A 16,631-nucleotide genomic window follows, 5' to 3' on the forward strand; every position below is an offset into this window, starting at 1 on the left:
ATGGAGATCGACGCAGCACGCGAGGTGAGGACCACTTGCCCCTATTGCGGGGTGGGCTGCGGCGTTTTGGCGAAAGTCGCCGCGGACGGGCAGGTGTCTGTCCGCGGCGACCCCGATCATCCCGCGAATTTCGGCCGGCTCTGCTCCAAGGGTTCCGCCCTGGCCGAGACTATCGGTCTCGACGGCAGGCTGCTTCATCCCGAAATCCACGGCCGCCGGACAGGCTGGAACGAGGCGCTCGACATCGTCGCTTCGACTTTCTCGCGGACCATTGCCGAGCACGGACCGGATGCGGTCGCCTTCTATGTCTCGGGGCAACTGCTGACCGAGGATTACTACCTCGCCAACAAGCTGATGAAGGGCTTCATCGGCTCGGCCAACATCGACACCAATTCGCGCCTGTGCATGGCCTCGTCCGTCGCCGGCCACCGCCGCGCCTTCGGCTCCGACACGGTGCCGGGAACCTATGAGGATCTGGAACGCGCCGACCTGATCGTGCTGGTCGGCTCCAACCTCGCCTGGTGTCATCCCGTGCTCTACCAGCGCATCGCGGCGGCCCGGGAAAAGCGGCCGGAGATGAAGATCGTGCTGGTCGATCCGCGCCGCACCATGACATCTGATATCGCCGACATGCATCTGGCGATCGCGCCCGATGGCGACGTCGCCCTGTTCACCGGCCTGCTCGCCTGGCTCGGCCAGCACAATGCGCTCGACCGCGCCTATATCACAGAGCATACGACCGGCTTCGGACAAGCTCTTTTTGCAGCATCGGCGCTCGATCTCACCAGTGTTGCCACCGCAACAGGCCTGAGCGAAGACGAGCTTGCCCGCTTCTACAGCCTGTTCGCAGCGACCGCGAAGACGGTGACCGTTTACAGCCAGGGTGTGAACCAGTCGTCGTCCGGCACCGACAAGGTCAACGCCATCATCAACTGCCATCTCGCCACCGGCCGCATTGGCAAACCGGGAACCGGGCCGTTCTCGGTGACCGGCCAACCCAACGCCATGGGCGGTCGCGAGGTCGGCGGCATGGCCAACATGCTCGCCGCCCATATGGAGATCGAAAATCCCGAACACCGCGATCGCGTCCAGCGCTTCTGGAATGCGCCCGACATCGCGCAAAAACCCGGGCTGAAGGCCGTCGAGATGTTTCAAGCCGTGGCCGACGGGCGCATCAAGGCGCTGTGGATCATGGCCACCAACCCGGTCGATTCGATGCCGGACGCAGACGCCGTCGAAGCGGCAATCAAGGCTTGCCCGTTCGTTGTGGTTTCGGACGTGCTGGCCAGCACGGACACGGTGCATCATGCCCATGTCAGGCTGCCCGCCGCCGCCTGGGGCGAAAAGGACGGCACCGTCACCAATTCGGAGCGCCGCATCTCGCGCCAGCGGTCGTTTCTGGCGGCGCCCGGCGAGGCGAGGCCCGACTGGTGGATCATCGCGGAGGTGGCGCGGCGGATGGGTCTTGCCGAGGCGTTCGGGCATGAGACGCCGGCGGAAATTTTTGGCGAGCATGCCGCCCTGTCTGGGTTTCAGAATGACGGTGCGCGGGATTTCGATATTGGCGCTTATGCAAGTGTCGATGATGAGACCTATGCAGCGCTTGAGCCTTTCCAATGGCCAGCGCCGAGCCAAGGCACCCCCCTCTGGCCGGCCGGCCATCTCCCCCTCAAGGGGGGAAATCAGCTGTTTTATCGGCTTTCGCCAATCTCCAGCGTTGCAACCGGAGACCCGGCGTCGGAGCTGCCGATCTCCCCCCTTGAGGGGGAGATGTCCGGCAGGACAGAGGGGGGCGATCAAGCTCGACATTCGCAACAAGCGAACAGCACGACGGAGCAGCAACCCGCGCGTTTCTTCGCCAACGGCCACTTCTACACATCCGACCGCAAAGCCCGCTTCATCGCCATCCGCGCCACCACGGAAACCCGCACCACCGCCGACTTCCCGCTCATCCTCAACACCGGCCGCATCCGCGACCACTGGCACACCATGACGCGCACCGGCAAAAGCCCGCGTCTGTCCCAGCACATCGCCGAGCCCTTTGTCGAAATCCATCCCGTGGACGCGCAGCACCACGGCATCGGCGACGCCGACATCGTGCGGATCTCCAGCCCGCGTGGCGACGTCCTGGTCCGCGCCTTGATCACGTCACGCCAGCGCCAAGGCAGCGTCTTCGCGCCGATGCACTGGACCGATCAGTTCGCGGCAAAAGGCCGGCTCGACGCATTGACCGCACCGCTCATCGATCCGGTTTCAGGTCAGCCGGCGTTGAAACATGTCGCGGCCCGTATCGAGAAATTTGCCGCAAAGGCCTTTGGTTTCGCCGTGATGCGCCGCCGTCCCGAGGCGATTGCTGCTGACTATTGGGCGGTCGCTCGTTGCAGGGGCGGATGGCGGGTCGAGCTTGCCTTTGCCGACGACGACGCGGACTGGACAGCCTTCGCCGGCTCGCTTTTCGAGGCTCCTTCGGCCGAAATGCTTGCCTATCACGACCGCGACGCCGGCCAGCACCGCATCGCTGCCTTCGACGGTGAGCACCTCACGGGTGCTTTGTTCGTCGCCCGGGGCCCGGTCGCGGTGTCGCGCGGCTGGGCGGCCGAACAGCTCGAAGAGGTCCACGCCAGCCAGCGCGAGCGCTTCAGGATCGTCGCCGGCCGCGCCGGTGCCGAACGGCCGGATGCCGGCGCGACCGTCTGTTCCTGCTTCAACGTCGGGGCCAACCAGATCGTGGCCGCGGTGGTGGCCGGCTGCACCACTGTCGAAGCCATCGGCGGCGCGCTGAAGGCCGGCACCAATTGCGGCTCCTGCCGGTCCGAGATCCGCGCCCTCATCCAGGCTGGCCGCGTTCAAGCGGCCGAGTGAGCCGCAATCCTGTATGATTTGAGCTGTCCGCGAGGCCACGCCAAACCTGACCAACTGTTAATTCGACTTCAGGCTTCGACCATATTGGTGGATGGGGTGATGCCGCCGTGGACCAGCAATTGGAAATGGTCACCTGCCCGCTCATCCAGGTGAATTTCAAGGAGGGCCAGGACGCACAGGTCGCCCTTCAACGGGCAGCCGTTCGGCTGGCTATCGTTGCGAGAGGTTTTCCAAGCCATAGCAATCAGTTAGCGGACTGAACCACGAACCCGCCACTCTCGATCCATGCCTCGGCTGGCCCTGTTGTCCGCAAATGGTACGTCTGGACACAAGTGTTGAAGGCTGAAAAATAGGGAACGCAACTTCGCTATCCGAGTTGATTCAAGAGATCGGGAGATCCGCGCTGAATCTGGAAGACATAGCCGCCCATCCGGCCTTGCACCGCTACGTACAGGAACAGTCGCAGTCCCTGATCCGAATCTATGAGGAAACCCCGCGACTGGCTTCCATCTTTGCCACGCAGCAACGTTGGCTGATGGCTCATGTCGGCCTTTCCATGCATTTCCGGCGGGACCCGAACAACCGCCGCAAGGAGTTGACCGTCTCGCGTTTCACCGAGGTCGTGCACAAGAACGCCGTGGCCAGCCGCAATACGGCGGATGCTTTCATCAAGGAGATGCTGCACTACAACATCGCCGAGTATGTGGCGGGTGGGGACGGCCGCACGCATCCCCTGCAACCGACGGCCGCCACCATCGAGAGGTTCACCGGCTGGGTGACCGCCCATCTGCGCACGCTTGACCATATCGATGGCGGCGACCGGCTGGGTAGATATCTGGAACGGCCCGACATGCTTGCCACGCTGCAGCCACTGATCGCTGACGGCCTGCTGGCCTCAAAGCCGGTGCGCGAACCCAACCAGACCTTTTCCCTTTTCATCTGGCTCAACAATGGCGGTATCGTCATGGACTGGCTGATGTCCGGCATCGATCCGGATCATGCCGGCCTGGAGCGGATTCCGACCAGCGTCGTTTCGATCGGCGATTTCGCCAAATGGCTCAAGCTGTCGCGGACCCATCTCGGCCGCAAACTGCGCACTGCCGAGGAACTCGGCAGCATTGGCTGGCTTGGCCAACGCGGCCATTCGGTGATGTGGGTGTCGCACGGGTTCTACGAGGAATACATGACCGTGCAGGCCGCCAAGCTGGCTGTCGTCGACAACGCCTTCAAGGCTTGTTTCCCGCCATCGCAAGGCGGTGACTGAGCAGCGCCCTGCACAGGGGCCGATTTTGGGGAACGCGTGAGGCGGATTGCCGTGTGTCGATTGACGCTCGCCGAGCATCACCGACACTGATCTTGGGCAGACCTCGGCGTTCTCAGTCGATGTCGAACGAAACACCCTGGGCAAGCGGCAGCGCCTTGGAATAGTTCACCGTGTTGGTGGCGCGCCGCATGTAGGCCTTCCACGCATCCGAGCCGCTCTCGCGGCCGCCGCCGGTCTCCTTTTCGCCGCCGAAGGCACCGCCGATCTCGGCGCCCGACGTGCCGATATTGACATTGGCGATGCCGCAGTCCGAACCGTCGACACCGAGGAAACGCTCCGATTCCTGCAGATCACGGGTGAAGATCGACGACGACAGGCCCGCACCCACCGCATTGTGTTCGTCGAGCACGGCGTCGAAATCCGAATATTTCATCACATAGAGGATCGGCGCGAAGGTCTCTTCTGTCACCGGCGACACCTGCTTCGGCATTTCGACCAGCGCCGGGTGCACGTAGTAGGCGTCCGGGTGGCCGTTCTCGACGCGCGCGCCGCCGGTCACCTTGCCGCCATGGGCGGTGGCTTCCTTCAGCGCCTTCTGCATGGCATCGAAAGCCGCCTTGTCGATCAGCGGCCCGACCAGCGAAGAGGTCTCCAGCGGATTGCCGACCGAGACGCTCTGATAGGCCTTCTTCAGGCGCGGCACCAAGGCATCGTAGACGCTCTCATGCACGAACAGGCGCCGCAGCGTCGTGCAGCGCTGGCCGGCCGTGCCCATGGCACCGAACGCGATGGCACGCAGTGCCATGTCGAGATCGGCGGTGGGCGCCACGATGCCGGCATTGTTGCCGCCGAGTTCCAGCACGGCACGCGCAAAGCGCTTGGCCAGGCGCGGACCGACGTCGCGGCCCATGCGGGTCGAGCCGGTCGCCGAAACCAGCGGCACCTTGGGATGGTCGACCAGGATTTCGCCGACGGCGCGGTCGCCGATCAGCACCGGCGCCAGCCCCTGCGGCGCGTCGGCGCCGAAACGCTTGACCGCGCGCTTGAAGATCGCTTCGCAGGCAAGTGCGGTCAGCGGCGTCTTCTCCGATGGCTTCCACACCACCGCGTCACCGCAGACCAGTGCCAGTGCCGCATTCCACGACCACACCGCGACCGGGAAGTTGAAGGCGGAAATGACGCCGACGACGCCGAGCGGATGCCAGGTTTCCATCATGCGATGGCCCGGACGCTCGGTAGCGATGGTCAGACCGTACAATTGCCGGGACAGACCGACGGCGAAATCGCAGATGTCGATCATCTCCTGCACTTCGCCGAGCCCCTCGGATGGGATCTTGCCGACCTCGATCGACACCAACCGGCCAAGTTCGGCCTTGTGCGCACGCAATTCCTCGCCGAGCAGCCTTACCAGTTCGCCGCGCTTCGGACCGGGCACCAGCCGCCAGGACTGGAACGCCTTGTGCGCGGCATCGATGGTCTTTGCCGCGTCGGCCGGCGAGATGGTCTTCAGCGCCGCGATCTGTTCGCCCGTCACCGGGCTGCGCACGATGAGGTCGCCGCCGGCAAGCGCGTCCTTGGCTACACCCAGTTTCGCCAGAAGCTCGGCCGTTTCCTTCGCAATGGTCATTTTTGTCCCTTTCAGATCCCGTCGTCATCATCTGGCGTCGGATCAAAGCCTCGCGCCATTCGCCCGCGTGCCGAAAAGGCACTTCGGGCACAGTCATGGCGTGGCCTTACTCGTTTCAAGGGAAAATCGCCACCCCGGCATGGTCTAAGCCCGGGCGACACGATTGAGCCAGAGGGCAAACGCGGCTCAGTTGGCCTTTTTCGCCGGCACGCGCACGGCGCCGTCTTTCATCAAACGGTCGATATGCATGCGGATATGGGCCGCTTCCGCCGCCGTGTTGGCCAGCGCGATGGCGCGGTCGAAGGCAACCCGCGCCTCCTCACCCCGGTCGAGTTGCATCAGCAGTCCGCCCTTGAGGCCGAAGAAGTGGAAATAGCCGGAAAGCCTTTCTTCCAGCGGCTCGATCATCGCGAGGGCGGCTTCCGGGCCGCGTATTTTCGAGACCGCCACCGCGCGGTTGAGCGTGATGACGGGCGACGGCTGCATTTGTTCGAGCAGGCCGTAGAGCAGGTCGATCTCCACCCAGTCGGTGTCCTCGGCCTTTTCTGCCCGGGCATGCAAAGCGGCTATTGCCGCCTGCACCTGATAGGGACCGGGCTTGCGATGGCGCAACGCCTTGTCGACCAGCGCCAGCCCCTCGTCGATCATCTTGCGGCTCCACAGGCCGCGATCCTGGTCCTCCAGCAGCACGATCTCGCCGTCTCCGTCGAAGCGGGCCGGCGCGCGCGCATGCTGCAGCAAAAGCAGCGCCGTCAGCCCCATGATCTCCGGCTCGGTCTGGAACAGCCGCAGCAACAGCCGGGCAAGCCGGATCGCCTCCTCGCATAGCGGCGCGCGGGCCGGCGCCTCGCCGCTGTTGGTCGAATAGCCTTCGTTGAAGATCAGGTAGACCATCGCCGCCACCGCGGCGGGCCGCTCGGAGCGCTCGACCGCGCCCGGCGTCTCGAACGGCACGCCGGCGTCGGCGATGCGCGCCTTGGCGCGGGTGATGCGCTGCTCCATGGCGCTCTCGCCGACCAGGAAGGCGCGAGCGATCTGCTTGACGGTGAGACCGGAGACGATGCGCAGCGCGACTGCGATCTGCTGCGTTGCCGGAAGGTCCGGATGGCAGCAGATGAACAGCAGCCGCAAGATGTCGTCGCGATAGTGCGCGCCGTCCAGCCGCTCGGCGATGTCGCTCTCGGCATCCTCCAGATCGGAGATCTGGTCCTCTTCCGGCATCGGCGCCTGCTTGGCGCGCTTGCGCACCGCGTCGATGCCGCTGTTGCGGCCGACGAAGATCAGCCACGCCGCCGGGTCGCGCGGCGGCCCGTTCTGCGGCCAGTTCTTCAACGCCCTGAGACAGGCATCCTGGAAAGCTTCCTCCGCCGTATCGAGATCGCGGAAATAGCGCAGCAGCGCGCCCATTGCCTGCGGGCGGGCGGCGCTGATCGCGGAGCTGATCCAGGCAAGTTCGGTCATACGGCAACCCCGGTGGGATTGAACACCGAGACCGGCCGGATCTCATAGGAGCCGCCGCTCGGGTTGACCTCGGAGAGCTCACGGGCGAATTCGACGGCCTCGTCGAGATCGGCGCAGTCGAGGGTGTAGAAACCTAGGAACTGCTCCTTGGTCTCGGCGAAGGGCCCGTCGATGACGACCGATTCGCCTTTCACTTTCCGCAGCGTCGTCGCCGCCGTCGTCGGCAAAAGCCGCGCCACCGGGCCAAGTCGGCCAGCCTTGGCGTACTTGTCCTGAACGTTGAGGAGATTGGCCATGACTTCGTCGTCCTGCGCCTTGCTCCAGGAGCTGACGACGTCTTCGGAGGCATAGCAGAGTATGGCGTAGAGCATGGCTGGTCCTTTTCTGTATCAAAGGACGAAACAGTATGACCGATCCCGACACGACGTCGACAAAAAAGACGGATTGAGCGACCGTCAATCGCCGCCAGTCAGCGTTGATGCGACTTCAACCATCTCAGCACGATCGCTTCCTCGTCATCGAGACCCTCGATCGGCCGCTTGCGCTTGTTGGCTTCCGCCATTTCTGCCAGCAGCCGTCCCTGCGACCAGGCCTCGAAAACCAGCGGATGAATATAGCATTTGCGGCAGACGGCGCGCGTGTTCCCCAGCCGCTCGGCCACCTTGTCGATGACGCTGTTCATCACCCGCTTTTGCTGGGCCTGGGTTTCGGGCAGCTCCGTCTGCGCAAACAGCGACGCGGCATGGATGGTGCCGCCCCAGGTGCGAAAATGCTTGGAGCTGAACGCATCGCCGGCGGCATCCCTGATGTAGCGGTTGACGTCGTCGGAGTGGATCGGGCGTCTGTTGCCTTCCTCGTCGAGATACTGGAACAGTTTCTGGCCCGGCAGGTCCTGCGCACCCCGCACGATGCCGGCGATACGGCGATCGACCAGCTTCAGTTTCCATTCCTTGCCGGACTTGCCCTCGAAGGCGAAGCGCAGCCTCGATCCCTTGATATCGACATGACGGTCGCGCAACGTCGTCAGGCCGAAGCTCTTGTTGTCTCGCGCATAGGCGGCATTGCCGACGCGGATCATCGTGTTGTCGAGCAGCCAGACGACCGCGGCGACGACGCGCTCGAACGGGAGGCCGTGGCGGCGCAAATCGCTGTCTATCGTGCGCCTCAGGCTGGCCAAGCTTTCGGCGAAGGCAACGAGGCTCGAATATTTGGCACCGTCGCGTTCTTCGGCCCATTGCGGATGATAACGATACTGCTTGCGCCCCCGCTGGTCCCTGCCAGTCGCCTGGATGTGCCCGTCGGCATCAGGCGAGATCCAGACATCCGTCCAGGCCGGCGGGATGACGATCGCCTCGATACGCGCCCTGGCGGCATCGGAGACCGCTTTCCCGTCCGGCCCCTTGTAGGAAAATCCCTTGCCTGTCTTTAGCCGGCGTATACCGGGCTCGGCATCGCTGACATAGGTCAGTGCGGCGTGCCCGGCCGCGCTTTGCGCCCCGTTCTTCGGCGCGGCGTCGCCGTCGGTTGACCGGCAGGGCGGCAATCCGGATCTCTGCAGCATGCAAGCTCCACGCAAATATGCGTAGATAAGCTGCTGGCCGACAGCTGGTTCCACGCCCTGCCGCGAAAGTCGGCTGGCGCGGCAAGCGAAGGACGGAACCTTACGAGGCGCCCTGCAGTTCCACCCGCGGCGCCGACAGCCGCCGTCGCACCGCGAGCTTGAGCCTGTAGCGCAGGCAGCGCCAGGCTTCCGACCGCCGCTTTGGCGCGGCAGCGGCCACTGCCAGGAAGCGCGCGGCAATGTCCAGGTCGCCGCGCGCATAGTGGACGCGGGCGATCTTGAGGGCGACAAGCCCCTCCCTGGTCTTGAGCGCCGAGACCGGGATGCCGCAATCGGTGAGCGTGCGCAATTCCCGGCGCCACTCCAGGAAGCGCCGCACCGGGTTGATTGCAAAGCGGTCGTCGGAACGGGCCGGCGAAACCTCATAGACCATGACGGGTTGCGGCGTCATGGCCAGCGAAGCCTTGCTCATCAGCCGCGCCCAGAACAGCGTGTCCTCGTCATAGGCAAGGCCCACCGGAAACTGTGTATCGCCGATCAGTTGCCGGGACGCCAGAACGCTGCCCACGGCGACGGAGCGTATGTCGCCTTTTACGTAGGCCGAAGCATTTGTCAGGCACGCAGCCTGATAGCCGTTCGGAATCTTGATCTGCCGATCCTGGCCGTTCACCCGCCGCCGGTAGGCCCCTACGATCATTCCGGCCTTCGGCTGGTCCTCCGCCTGCCGCAGCAGCGCGCGCAATCCGCCCTGAAGATGCAAATCGTCGGCGTCGATCAGATACACCCAGGGATGGAGCGCCTGGGCCAGCGCCACGTTGCGGGCGCCGCCGGCGTCGCGGCATTCGGCAGGCAGCACGCGCAGCGGCAAGGCCAATTGCGCCGCTGCCTGCCTTGCGACATCAGCCGTGTTGTCGGTCGATGCATCGTCGACCAGCAGGACCTCGCCGATGACGTCGGCCTCACTGCTAAGCGACGCCAGCGTTGTCGCGATCGTGGCCGCCGCATTGTAGGCCGGGATGACGACGCTGACCGCTTTCAATTAAAAGACCCCGCGCCCGCGCCCATTGGCAGCAAAAAATGGCTGTCCCTCGAAACGAATAGAGATTAGCGACCCCTTCGATGTTTGAGAAGTCGCTTCCTCCACCCACAATTGCAGTGGCGGAACGCTTCGCGCTTTTCAGCTCGCTCTCATGCCTTCTCGAGCGCAGCCGGAATGACGTCGACGGCCTGCTCGCCGACCTGCCCGCCAGTGGTCTTCAGCACGCCGACGATCGGCGCGACGTCGGAATAGTCGCGGCCGTAGCCGACGGTGATATGATCGTTGCTGGCTCGCATGCCGTTGGTCGGGTCGAACTCCTGCCAGCCGGCGTCACGTCCGCACCAGACCTTGACCCAGGCATGCATGGCGTCGGCGCCTTCCAGCCGCGGCTTGCCCTTGGGCGGGATGGTGCGCAGGAAGCCGCTGACATAACCGGCCGGAATGCCGAGCCCGCGCAAGCCCGCGATCATGATGTGCGAAAAATCCTGGCAGACGCCGCGCTTCAGCCTGAAGGCATCGCTGGCCCGGGTCCGCACCGTGGTCGCCTCGCCGTCATAAGTGAAATCCCGATGGATGCGGTTGCACAGATCCATTGCCGTGCCGGCGGCCGAGGTGCCGATGCTGTCCTGCGCATAAGAGGTGATCGCCGCGTCGATACCGGAGTGAGCGCTTCCCGCCAGAAAATGGTGCGGCGAGTCAGACGCCAACGACCGCACCGCGGCCAGTTCCTGCCGCAGCCGCCCTATATCGGGCGACACGTCGAGCCCGGGCTCGGGCCGCGACACCGAAACGCGGGCGCTCATCCTGATGTCGAGCGCGTCATGGGCATCGCGAAAAGCAATCGAAGTGACGTTGTTGCCGAAGAAATCCGAGAAATCCGATCGTTCATTGGGCGCCGGGGCAAAGGACAGCGATGCGGCAATGACGCGCTGCACGCCCGATATCGTCGATGGCAGCACGCGGATCTGATGGCGACCGCCGCCCGCCGCGGCTGCATAGTCGTAATGGAGATGAAGCCTGATGTCGTAGAGCATGAACTAGCCGAAATAGGCTTTGGCGAGGCTGTTGTAGAGACCGCCGATTTCATAGGCGAGTTCGTCCAGCGCCTTTGCCGTCATATCCGAAGGCTCCTTGATGGCTATGGCCGTGTTGAGCTGCAGGATCTCCTTCGCCGCCGTCGACATGTGCCCCTCGCCGCCGACCGACGGCAACAGGCCGATCTCGGCCTTCAGCCTTTCCAACTGGAACAGGATCGAGCGAGGATTGAGCGGGTCGAGCGCCAGAAGATCGATCACCGTGCGCCGGCCGGCCTGCACCGGATATTGCCGGCGATGGGTCATGACGCTGTCGCCGATCTCCAGCATCATGTCGAGCGCGCCGTCCGGCGCCTTGGGGTCGGTCAGCCGGGACAGCGTCCGGGCAATCTGGATGCCGCGTTCCAGCCGCCGGCCGATCTCAAGGAACCGCCAGCCGGCGAAACGGTACATGTTCTCATGCAGCAGGCCGGAAAAACCGGCGAGCTTGCGCAGGATCACCGTCATGGCCCGCGTCGCGTCATCGCCCGGCGCCACCGTCGTCGCGAATTGGTGGATGGTCTTCGACAGGTCCTTGAGCGCCAGCCAGCCGTCGGGCGAGAAGCGGTCGCGGATCTGGCCCGCGCTGTAGACCGCGCTGTCGAGCGTGCCGATCAGCCCCGACGGGATCGCCGTCTCGACGTCGATGCCGAACGGTTCAAGATAGTCCCTGATGTCGGCCAGCAGCGGCATGTCCGGATCGGATGTCTCGGCCAGCCGCACATGATAGGCACGCAGGATGCGCACTGTGTCTTCCGAGCGCTCGATATAACGGCCGAGCCAGGTCAGGTTTTCCGCAGCGCGGCTCGGCAGGCTGCCCGGCCTGGTGCGCGTGAAGCTGTCACCCTCCTGCGGCAGCAGCGTCTCGCGCTCGACGGGCCTGTCGCTGACCACCCAGACGTCGGCCGCCTGGCCGCCGCGTTGCATGGCGATCGCCGTCGGGTCGAGCGACAGGCCGACGCGGGCAAACCCGCCCGGCATCACCGTCCAGCCATCGGGTGTGCGCGCCAGGTAGACGCGCAGGCTCGCCGGCCGCGGCTCCAGCCAGCCGCCGACAAAGACCGGTGTCGTCGACAGCGTCACGGCTTCCTGGCCGACGAAGGCGCCGCCATCGCGTTCGATGCGCGCCACCAGCTCGGCCCGTTCGCCTGCCGACAGCGCCGAACCGAGCGTGGTCTGGCCATCATCCTCGAAGGCAAGTCTCGTCGACAGCGCCGGGCCGACCACCATGCGGTCGATATTTGCAAGCACATGGGCGCGTTCGGTCGCCTGCCCGCACCACCATGTCGCGACGCTCGGCAAGAGCAGCTCCTCGCCACGCAATTCGCGCGCGATCTTGGGCAGGAAGGCGAGCAGCGCCCGCGTTTCCATCAGGCCTGAACCCAGCGCATTGACTGTGGCTACCGCCCCCTGGCGGATCGCCTCGACCAGCCCCGGCGTGCCGATCTGCGAATCCGACCGCAATTCGAGCGGATCGGCAAAAGCCGCGTCGAGACGCCGCCACAACACGCTGATCGGCATCAGGCCGGAAACGGTGCGCACCATCAGCCTGCCGCCGGAAACGGTCAGGTCCTCGCCTTCGAGCAGCATGATGCCGAGATAACGGGCGATATAGGCGTGTTCGTAGTAGGTTTCGTTGAGTGGCCCCGGCGTCAAAATGGCGACGCGGCCATCGCTTTCCCTGGCCATGCCGATCAGCGCATCGCGGAAACGTCGAAAGAAGCCGGCGAGCCGATGCACATGCATCTCGCCATAGATGTCGGACAGCGCGCGCGTCGTGGCGACGCGGTTCTCCAGGGCGAAGCCTGCGCCCGACGGCGCCTGCGTACGGTCGCCCAGCACCCACCACTGGCCGTCAGGCCCACGGCCAAGCTCGAAGGCACAGATATGCAGGTAATAGCCGCCGGCCGGCGTGGTACCCACGACAGGCCGCAAATATTCGGGGCTGGCCGCGATCAATCCCGCTGGCAGGATGCCTTTTTCGATCAGCCGGTTGCGCCCATAGATATCGGCGATGGTTTCCTCGAACAGTTCGGCCCGCTGCACGAGACCGGCGCTGATCGCGGCCCATTCGCTGTCTTCGATGAGCAGCGGTACATGCGCCAGCGGCCATTCGCGCTCATTGGCGCCGGCCTTGTCATACACGCGGTAGTAGACGCCGGCATCGCGCAGATACTGGTCGGCGCGGGCAAAACGCTGGCCGAGCTTCTCGGCGCCGAGATCGTCGAGCGCCTCGATGAAATGCTTCCAGACCGGACGGGGATTGCCTGCGGCGTCGACCATCTCGTCGACGACGCCGTCGATGGGCTGGTAGTGCTCCAGCAGGCTATGGATCTGCGGCTTGCCGCGTATCCTTTTGTGATTCCCCTTTGCCATCGCTGATCAGAGTCTTGCCGGTCGCCTGAGGTCAAGGGTCATCGGGAAATCTTCCGCCGGTTGTTCCTCGCGCAGCACATAGGCCGATGGTGTATGGCCGCGCGGTTCGAAGCGGGCGAGCCGCCGCGCCTCCGCCTCGTTGCCGTTGACCGGGAAGGTGTCGTAATTGCGGCCGCCGGGATGCGCGACATGGTAGACGCAGCCGCCGACCGCCCTTCCTGACCAGCGGTCATAGATGTCGAACACCAGCGGCGTGTTGACCGGCAGCGCCGGATGCAGGCCCGAAGCCGGCTGCCAGGCCTTGAAGCGCACGCCGGCCACCGCGACCTCGCGGTTATCGGTCACCTTCATCGGCACGATGCGGCCGTTGCAGACGATGGCATGGCGTTCCGGATTGAGGCCTTCGGTCTTGACCTGCAACCGCTCGACCGAGGAATCGACGAAGCGCACGGTGCCTCCGATCGCGCCCTGTTCGCCCATGACATGCCATGGCTCCAGCGCCTGCCGCAGCTCCAGCTTGATGCCGGCATGCTGAACCTCGCCGCAGAACGGGAAGCGGAATTCGAGCTGCGCATCGAACCATTCGGGACGGAACTCGAAGCCATTGAGCTTGAGGTCGTCCAGCACGTCGAGGAAATCCGCCCAGACATGATGCGGCAGCATGAAACGGTCGTGCAGGGAAGTGCCCCAGCGTACGAAGCGGCCGTCGAGTGGGTTCTTCCACGCACGGGCAATGATCGCCCTGACAAGCAGTTGCTGCGCCAGGCTCATGCGCGCATTGGGCGGCATCTCGAAGCCGCGGAATTCGACCAGTCCCAGCCGTCCTGTCGGGCCATCCGGCGAAAACAGCTTGTCGATGCAGATTTCCGAGCGGTGCGTGTTGCCGGTGACGTCGGTCAACAGATTGCGGAACAGCCGGTCGACCAGCCACGGCAAGGGTGCCGCGCCCTGGTCCGGATGCGGTACCTGCGCCATGGCGATTTCGAGTTCGTAAAGCGAATCGTGACGCGCCTCGTCGAAGCGCGGCGCCTGGCTGGTCGGGCCGATGAACAGGCCGGAGAACAGATAGGACAGCGACGGATGCCGCTGCCATTGCAGCACCAGGCTCTTCAACAGATCGGGCCGGCGCAGGAACGGGCTGTCATTGGGCGTCGCACCGCCGACCACGACATGGTTGCCGCCGCCTGTGCCGGTGTGGCGGCCGTCAATCATGAACTTGTCGGCGCCAAGCCGCGTCAGCCGCGCTTCCTCATAGATCGCCGTGGTCGTCGCCACGCAGTCCTGCCAGTTGGAAGCCGGATGGATGTTGACCTCGATGACGCCGGGGTCCGGCGCCACACGGATGACGTTGAGACGCGGGTCATGCGGCGGCCCGTAACCCTCGATATGCACGGGAAGACCGATGGCACGCGCCGCATTCTCGGCGGCGGCGACCAGTTCGAGATAGTCTTCCAGCGCCTCGACCGGCGGCATGAATACGCACAGCCTTCCGTCGCGGGGCTCGACGGAGAGCGCGGTGCGCACCGCGCCGCCGATCTCGGTGATCTCCTGTTCGACCCGGTCCTGCTGACCGGTCGCTGCGGTGAACGACGCCGCCTGCTGGCGGCGCGCCATCTCGTCGGCGCCTTCAAGCTCGGCCGGCGCCGCGGTGGGCAGGATCGCTTCGCGGGCCGGCAGCGGGCCGCGCGGCAGCGACGGATCGACCGGCACGATGTAGGGGAATTGTGCCGGCGGCACGTAGGGCAGCGTTCCCAAGGGCAAGCGGTAGCCGACCGGCGAGTCGCCCGGCACCAGGAACAGCCGGCCGCGCCGTGTCTTCCATTTTTCCGAACGCCAGCGCGGTCCCGAAGCCTGGCTGTTCCAGCGCTGCACGGGCAACACATAGCCCGACGGTTTGGTCAGCCCGCGCTCGAACACTCTTGCCATGCGGCTGCGCTCTTCCGGATCCTCGAGCTTCGAATTGGACGGATCGACATTTTCCGGCAGCTTGCCTTCCTTGAGCAGCCATTCGGCCGGATCCTCATAGGCTTCGCTGACCATGGCCTTGTCGATGCCGAGCTCGCCGGCGATCGCCGTCAGCAGGCTTTCGGCCTGCTGCGGGCCAACCTTGGCTTCGCTTTTCTCCCGCGCGATCAGCGACGGATCGCTCCACACCGGCTGGCCGTCGGCACGCCAGTAGAGCGAGAAGGTCCAGCGCGGCAGGCTCTCGCCCGGATACCATTTGCCCTGGCCGTAGTGGAGGAAGCCGCCCGGTGCGAAGCGCTCGCGCAGCCTGCGGATCAGCGCATCGGCCTTTTCGCGCTTGGTCGGACCGACGGCGGCGGTGTTCCATTCGGCGGACTCGAAATCGTCGATCGACACGAAGGTCGGCTCGCCGCCCATCGTCAGCCGCACGTCGCCGGCCGCAAGTGTCGCATCGACCTTGTTGCCGAGCGCATCGAGCGCCTGCCAGCTTTCGTCGGAGAACGGCTTGGTGATGCGCGGATGCTCGGCGATGCGGTCGACCCGCATGTCGAAGCCGAACTCGACATTGGCAAAGCTCGCCATGCCGGAAATCGGCGCGGCATTGCGGAAATGCGGCGTGGCGGCAAGCGGCACATGGCTCTCGCCGGTGAGGAGACCCGAGGTCGGGTCGAAGCCGATCCAGCCGGCGCCGGGAAGATAGACCTCGCACCAGGCATGCAGATCGGTGAAATCGACCGATGTGCCGGCCGGCCCGTCCAGCGCGACGAGATCAGGCTTCAGCTGGATCAGATAGCCCGAGACGAAACGCGCGGCGATGCCGAGATTGCGCAGGATCTGCACCAAGAGCCAGCTCGAATCCCGGCACGAGCCCTTGCCGGCGGCCAGCGTCTCCTCCGGCGAGAACACGCCGGTCTCCATGCGCACGATATAGGCGATCTCGCGCTGCAGCCGCGCATTCAGGTCGACGAGGAAATTGACGGTGTTTTTCGCGCTGGTGTCGATGGTTCTCAGGAAGGCCGACAGCAGCGGTCCGGCCGGCTCAGGTGTCCGGTAGATGGCGAGATCGTCCCTGATCTCTTCTGGATATTCGAACGGGAATGTCTCGGCCGACGGCTCGACGAAGAAATCGAACGGATTGTAGACCGTCATGTCGGCGACGAGGTCGACCTCGATCTTCAGTTCCGTCACCGGCTCGGGAAAGACGAAGCGGGCAAGGAAGTTGCCGTAGGGATCCTGCTGCAAATTGACGAAATGGTTCGCCGGCTCGACCTTGAGCGAATGGCTCAACACCTTTGTCCGGGAATGCGGCGCCGGCTGCAGCCTGACGATCTGAGGCCCGAGAACCACCGGCCGGTCGTATTTGTAATGGGTCAGATGGTAGACGGCTGCCAGAATTGCCATGG

11 protein-coding genes are annotated in these 16,631 nt (G+C 64.9%); 2 read left to right on the forward strand and 9 right to left on the reverse strand.

The window, feature by feature from the left end:
* A complete protein-coding gene (locus tag FJV80_RS03155; protein WP_142875530.1) occupies nt 1-2,862 on the forward strand; it encodes a nitrate reductase in 2,862 nt (953 codons plus the stop codon).
* Nucleotides 2,863-2,930: 68 nt separating this feature from the next.
* On the opposite strand, the gene FJV80_RS34420 is transcribed toward FJV80_RS03155, so the two are convergent.
* A complete protein-coding gene (locus FJV80_RS34420; protein WP_185975125.1) occupies nt 2,931-3,101 on the reverse strand; it encodes a hypothetical protein in 171 nt (56 codons plus the stop codon).
* Nucleotides 3,102-3,397: 296 nt separating this feature from the next.
* Between FJV80_RS34420 and FJV80_RS03160 the strand changes: the two genes are divergently transcribed.
* Complete coding sequence (locus FJV80_RS03160) at nt 3,398-4,126, forward strand: hypothetical protein (RefSeq protein ID WP_246688889.1); 729 nt, start codon at nt 3,398-3,400, stop codon at nt 4,124-4,126.
* Nucleotides 4,127-4,238: 112 nt separating this feature from the next.
* Here FJV80_RS03160 and FJV80_RS03165 read toward each other — a convergent pair whose 3' ends face one another.
* The 8 genes from FJV80_RS03165 to FJV80_RS03200 all read right to left on the reverse strand — a co-directional run bounded on the left by FJV80_RS03165 (nt 4,239) and on the right by FJV80_RS03200 (nt 16,629).
* Entirely contained in the window at nt 4,239-5,753 is a 1,515-nt protein-coding gene (locus FJV80_RS03165) for an aldehyde dehydrogenase family protein (RefSeq protein ID WP_095772694.1), read from the reverse strand.
* Between the two features lie 186 nt (nt 5,754-5,939).
* Entirely contained in the window at nt 5,940-7,214 is a 1,275-nt protein-coding gene (locus FJV80_RS03170; RefSeq protein ID WP_142875532.1) for an RNA polymerase sigma factor, read from the reverse strand.
* The gene (locus FJV80_RS03175) at nt 7,211-7,585 is read right to left on the reverse strand and encodes a YciI family protein (RefSeq protein WP_095772692.1); all 375 of its coding nucleotides are present in this window, start codon (nt 7,583-7,585) and stop codon (nt 7,211-7,213) included. Before FJV80_RS03175 ends, FJV80_RS03170 begins: the two co-directional genes overlap by 4 nt.
* A 98-nt stretch (nt 7,586-7,683) precedes the next feature.
* Entirely contained in the window at nt 7,684-8,775 is a 1,092-nt protein-coding gene (locus FJV80_RS03180; RefSeq protein ID WP_142875533.1) for a DNA topoisomerase IB, read from the reverse strand.
* Between the two features lie 100 nt (nt 8,776-8,875).
* Nucleotides 8,876-9,814, reverse strand: coding sequence for a glycosyltransferase family A protein (locus FJV80_RS03185; protein WP_142875534.1), 939 nt, complete (start codon nt 9,812-9,814; stop codon nt 8,876-8,878).
* Between the two features lie 149 nt (nt 9,815-9,963).
* Complete coding sequence (locus FJV80_RS03190) at nt 9,964-10,848, reverse strand: transglutaminase family protein (protein WP_142875535.1); 885 nt, start codon at nt 10,846-10,848, stop codon at nt 9,964-9,966.
* A 3-nt stretch (nt 10,849-10,851) separates the two neighbouring features.
* Entirely contained in the window at nt 10,852-13,263 is a 2,412-nt protein-coding gene (locus tag FJV80_RS03195; protein WP_142875536.1) for a circularly permuted type 2 ATP-grasp protein, read from the reverse strand.
* Between the two features lie 6 nt (nt 13,264-13,269).
* Nucleotides 13,270-16,629: a transglutaminase family protein gene (locus FJV80_RS03200; RefSeq protein ID WP_142875537.1), complete on the reverse strand. Its 3,360-nt coding sequence runs from the start codon at nt 16,627-16,629 to the stop codon at nt 13,270-13,272.
* Nucleotides 16,630-16,631: the final 2 nt, after the last annotated feature.

It is taken from the genome of Mesorhizobium sp. WSM4310, from assembly GCF_007003935.1.
Taxonomy (GTDB): domain Bacteria; phylum Pseudomonadota; class Alphaproteobacteria; order Rhizobiales; family Rhizobiaceae; genus Mesorhizobium.

Excerpts from the sequence above, each read along its gene's own strand:
- FJV80_RS03155 (WP_142875530.1), top strand. The coding sequence starts at position 1 with ATGGAGATCGACGCAGCACGCGAGGTGAGGACCACTTGCCCCTATTGC.
- FJV80_RS34420 (WP_185975125.1), bottom strand. The coding sequence starts at position 3,101 with ATGGCTTGGAAAACCTCTCGCAACGATAGCCAGCCGAACGGCTGCCCG.
- FJV80_RS03160 (WP_246688889.1), top strand. The coding sequence starts at position 3,398 with ATGGCTCATGTCGGCCTTTCCATGCATTTCCGGCGGGACCCGAACAAC.
- FJV80_RS03165 (WP_095772694.1), bottom strand. The coding sequence starts at position 5,753 with ATGACCATTGCGAAGGAAACGGCCGAGCTTCTGGCGAAACTGGGTGTA.
- FJV80_RS03170 (WP_142875532.1), bottom strand. The coding sequence starts at position 7,214 with ATGACCGAACTTGCCTGGATCAGCTCCGCGATCAGCGCCGCCCGCCCG.
- FJV80_RS03175 (WP_095772692.1), bottom strand. The coding sequence starts at position 7,585 with ATGCTCTACGCCATACTCTGCTATGCCTCCGAAGACGTCGTCAGCTCC.
- FJV80_RS03180 (WP_142875533.1), bottom strand. The coding sequence starts at position 8,775 with ATGCTGCAGAGATCCGGATTGCCGCCCTGCCGGTCAACCGACGGCGAC.
- FJV80_RS03190 (WP_142875535.1), bottom strand. The coding sequence starts at position 10,848 with ATGCTCTACGACATCAGGCTTCATCTCCATTACGACTATGCAGCCGCG.
- FJV80_RS03195 (WP_142875536.1), bottom strand. The coding sequence starts at position 13,263 with ATGGCAAAGGGGAATCACAAAAGGATACGCGGCAAGCCGCAGATCCAT.
- FJV80_RS03200 (WP_142875537.1), bottom strand. The coding sequence starts at position 16,629 with ATGGCAATTCTGGCAGCCGTCTACCATCTGACCCATTACAAATACGAC.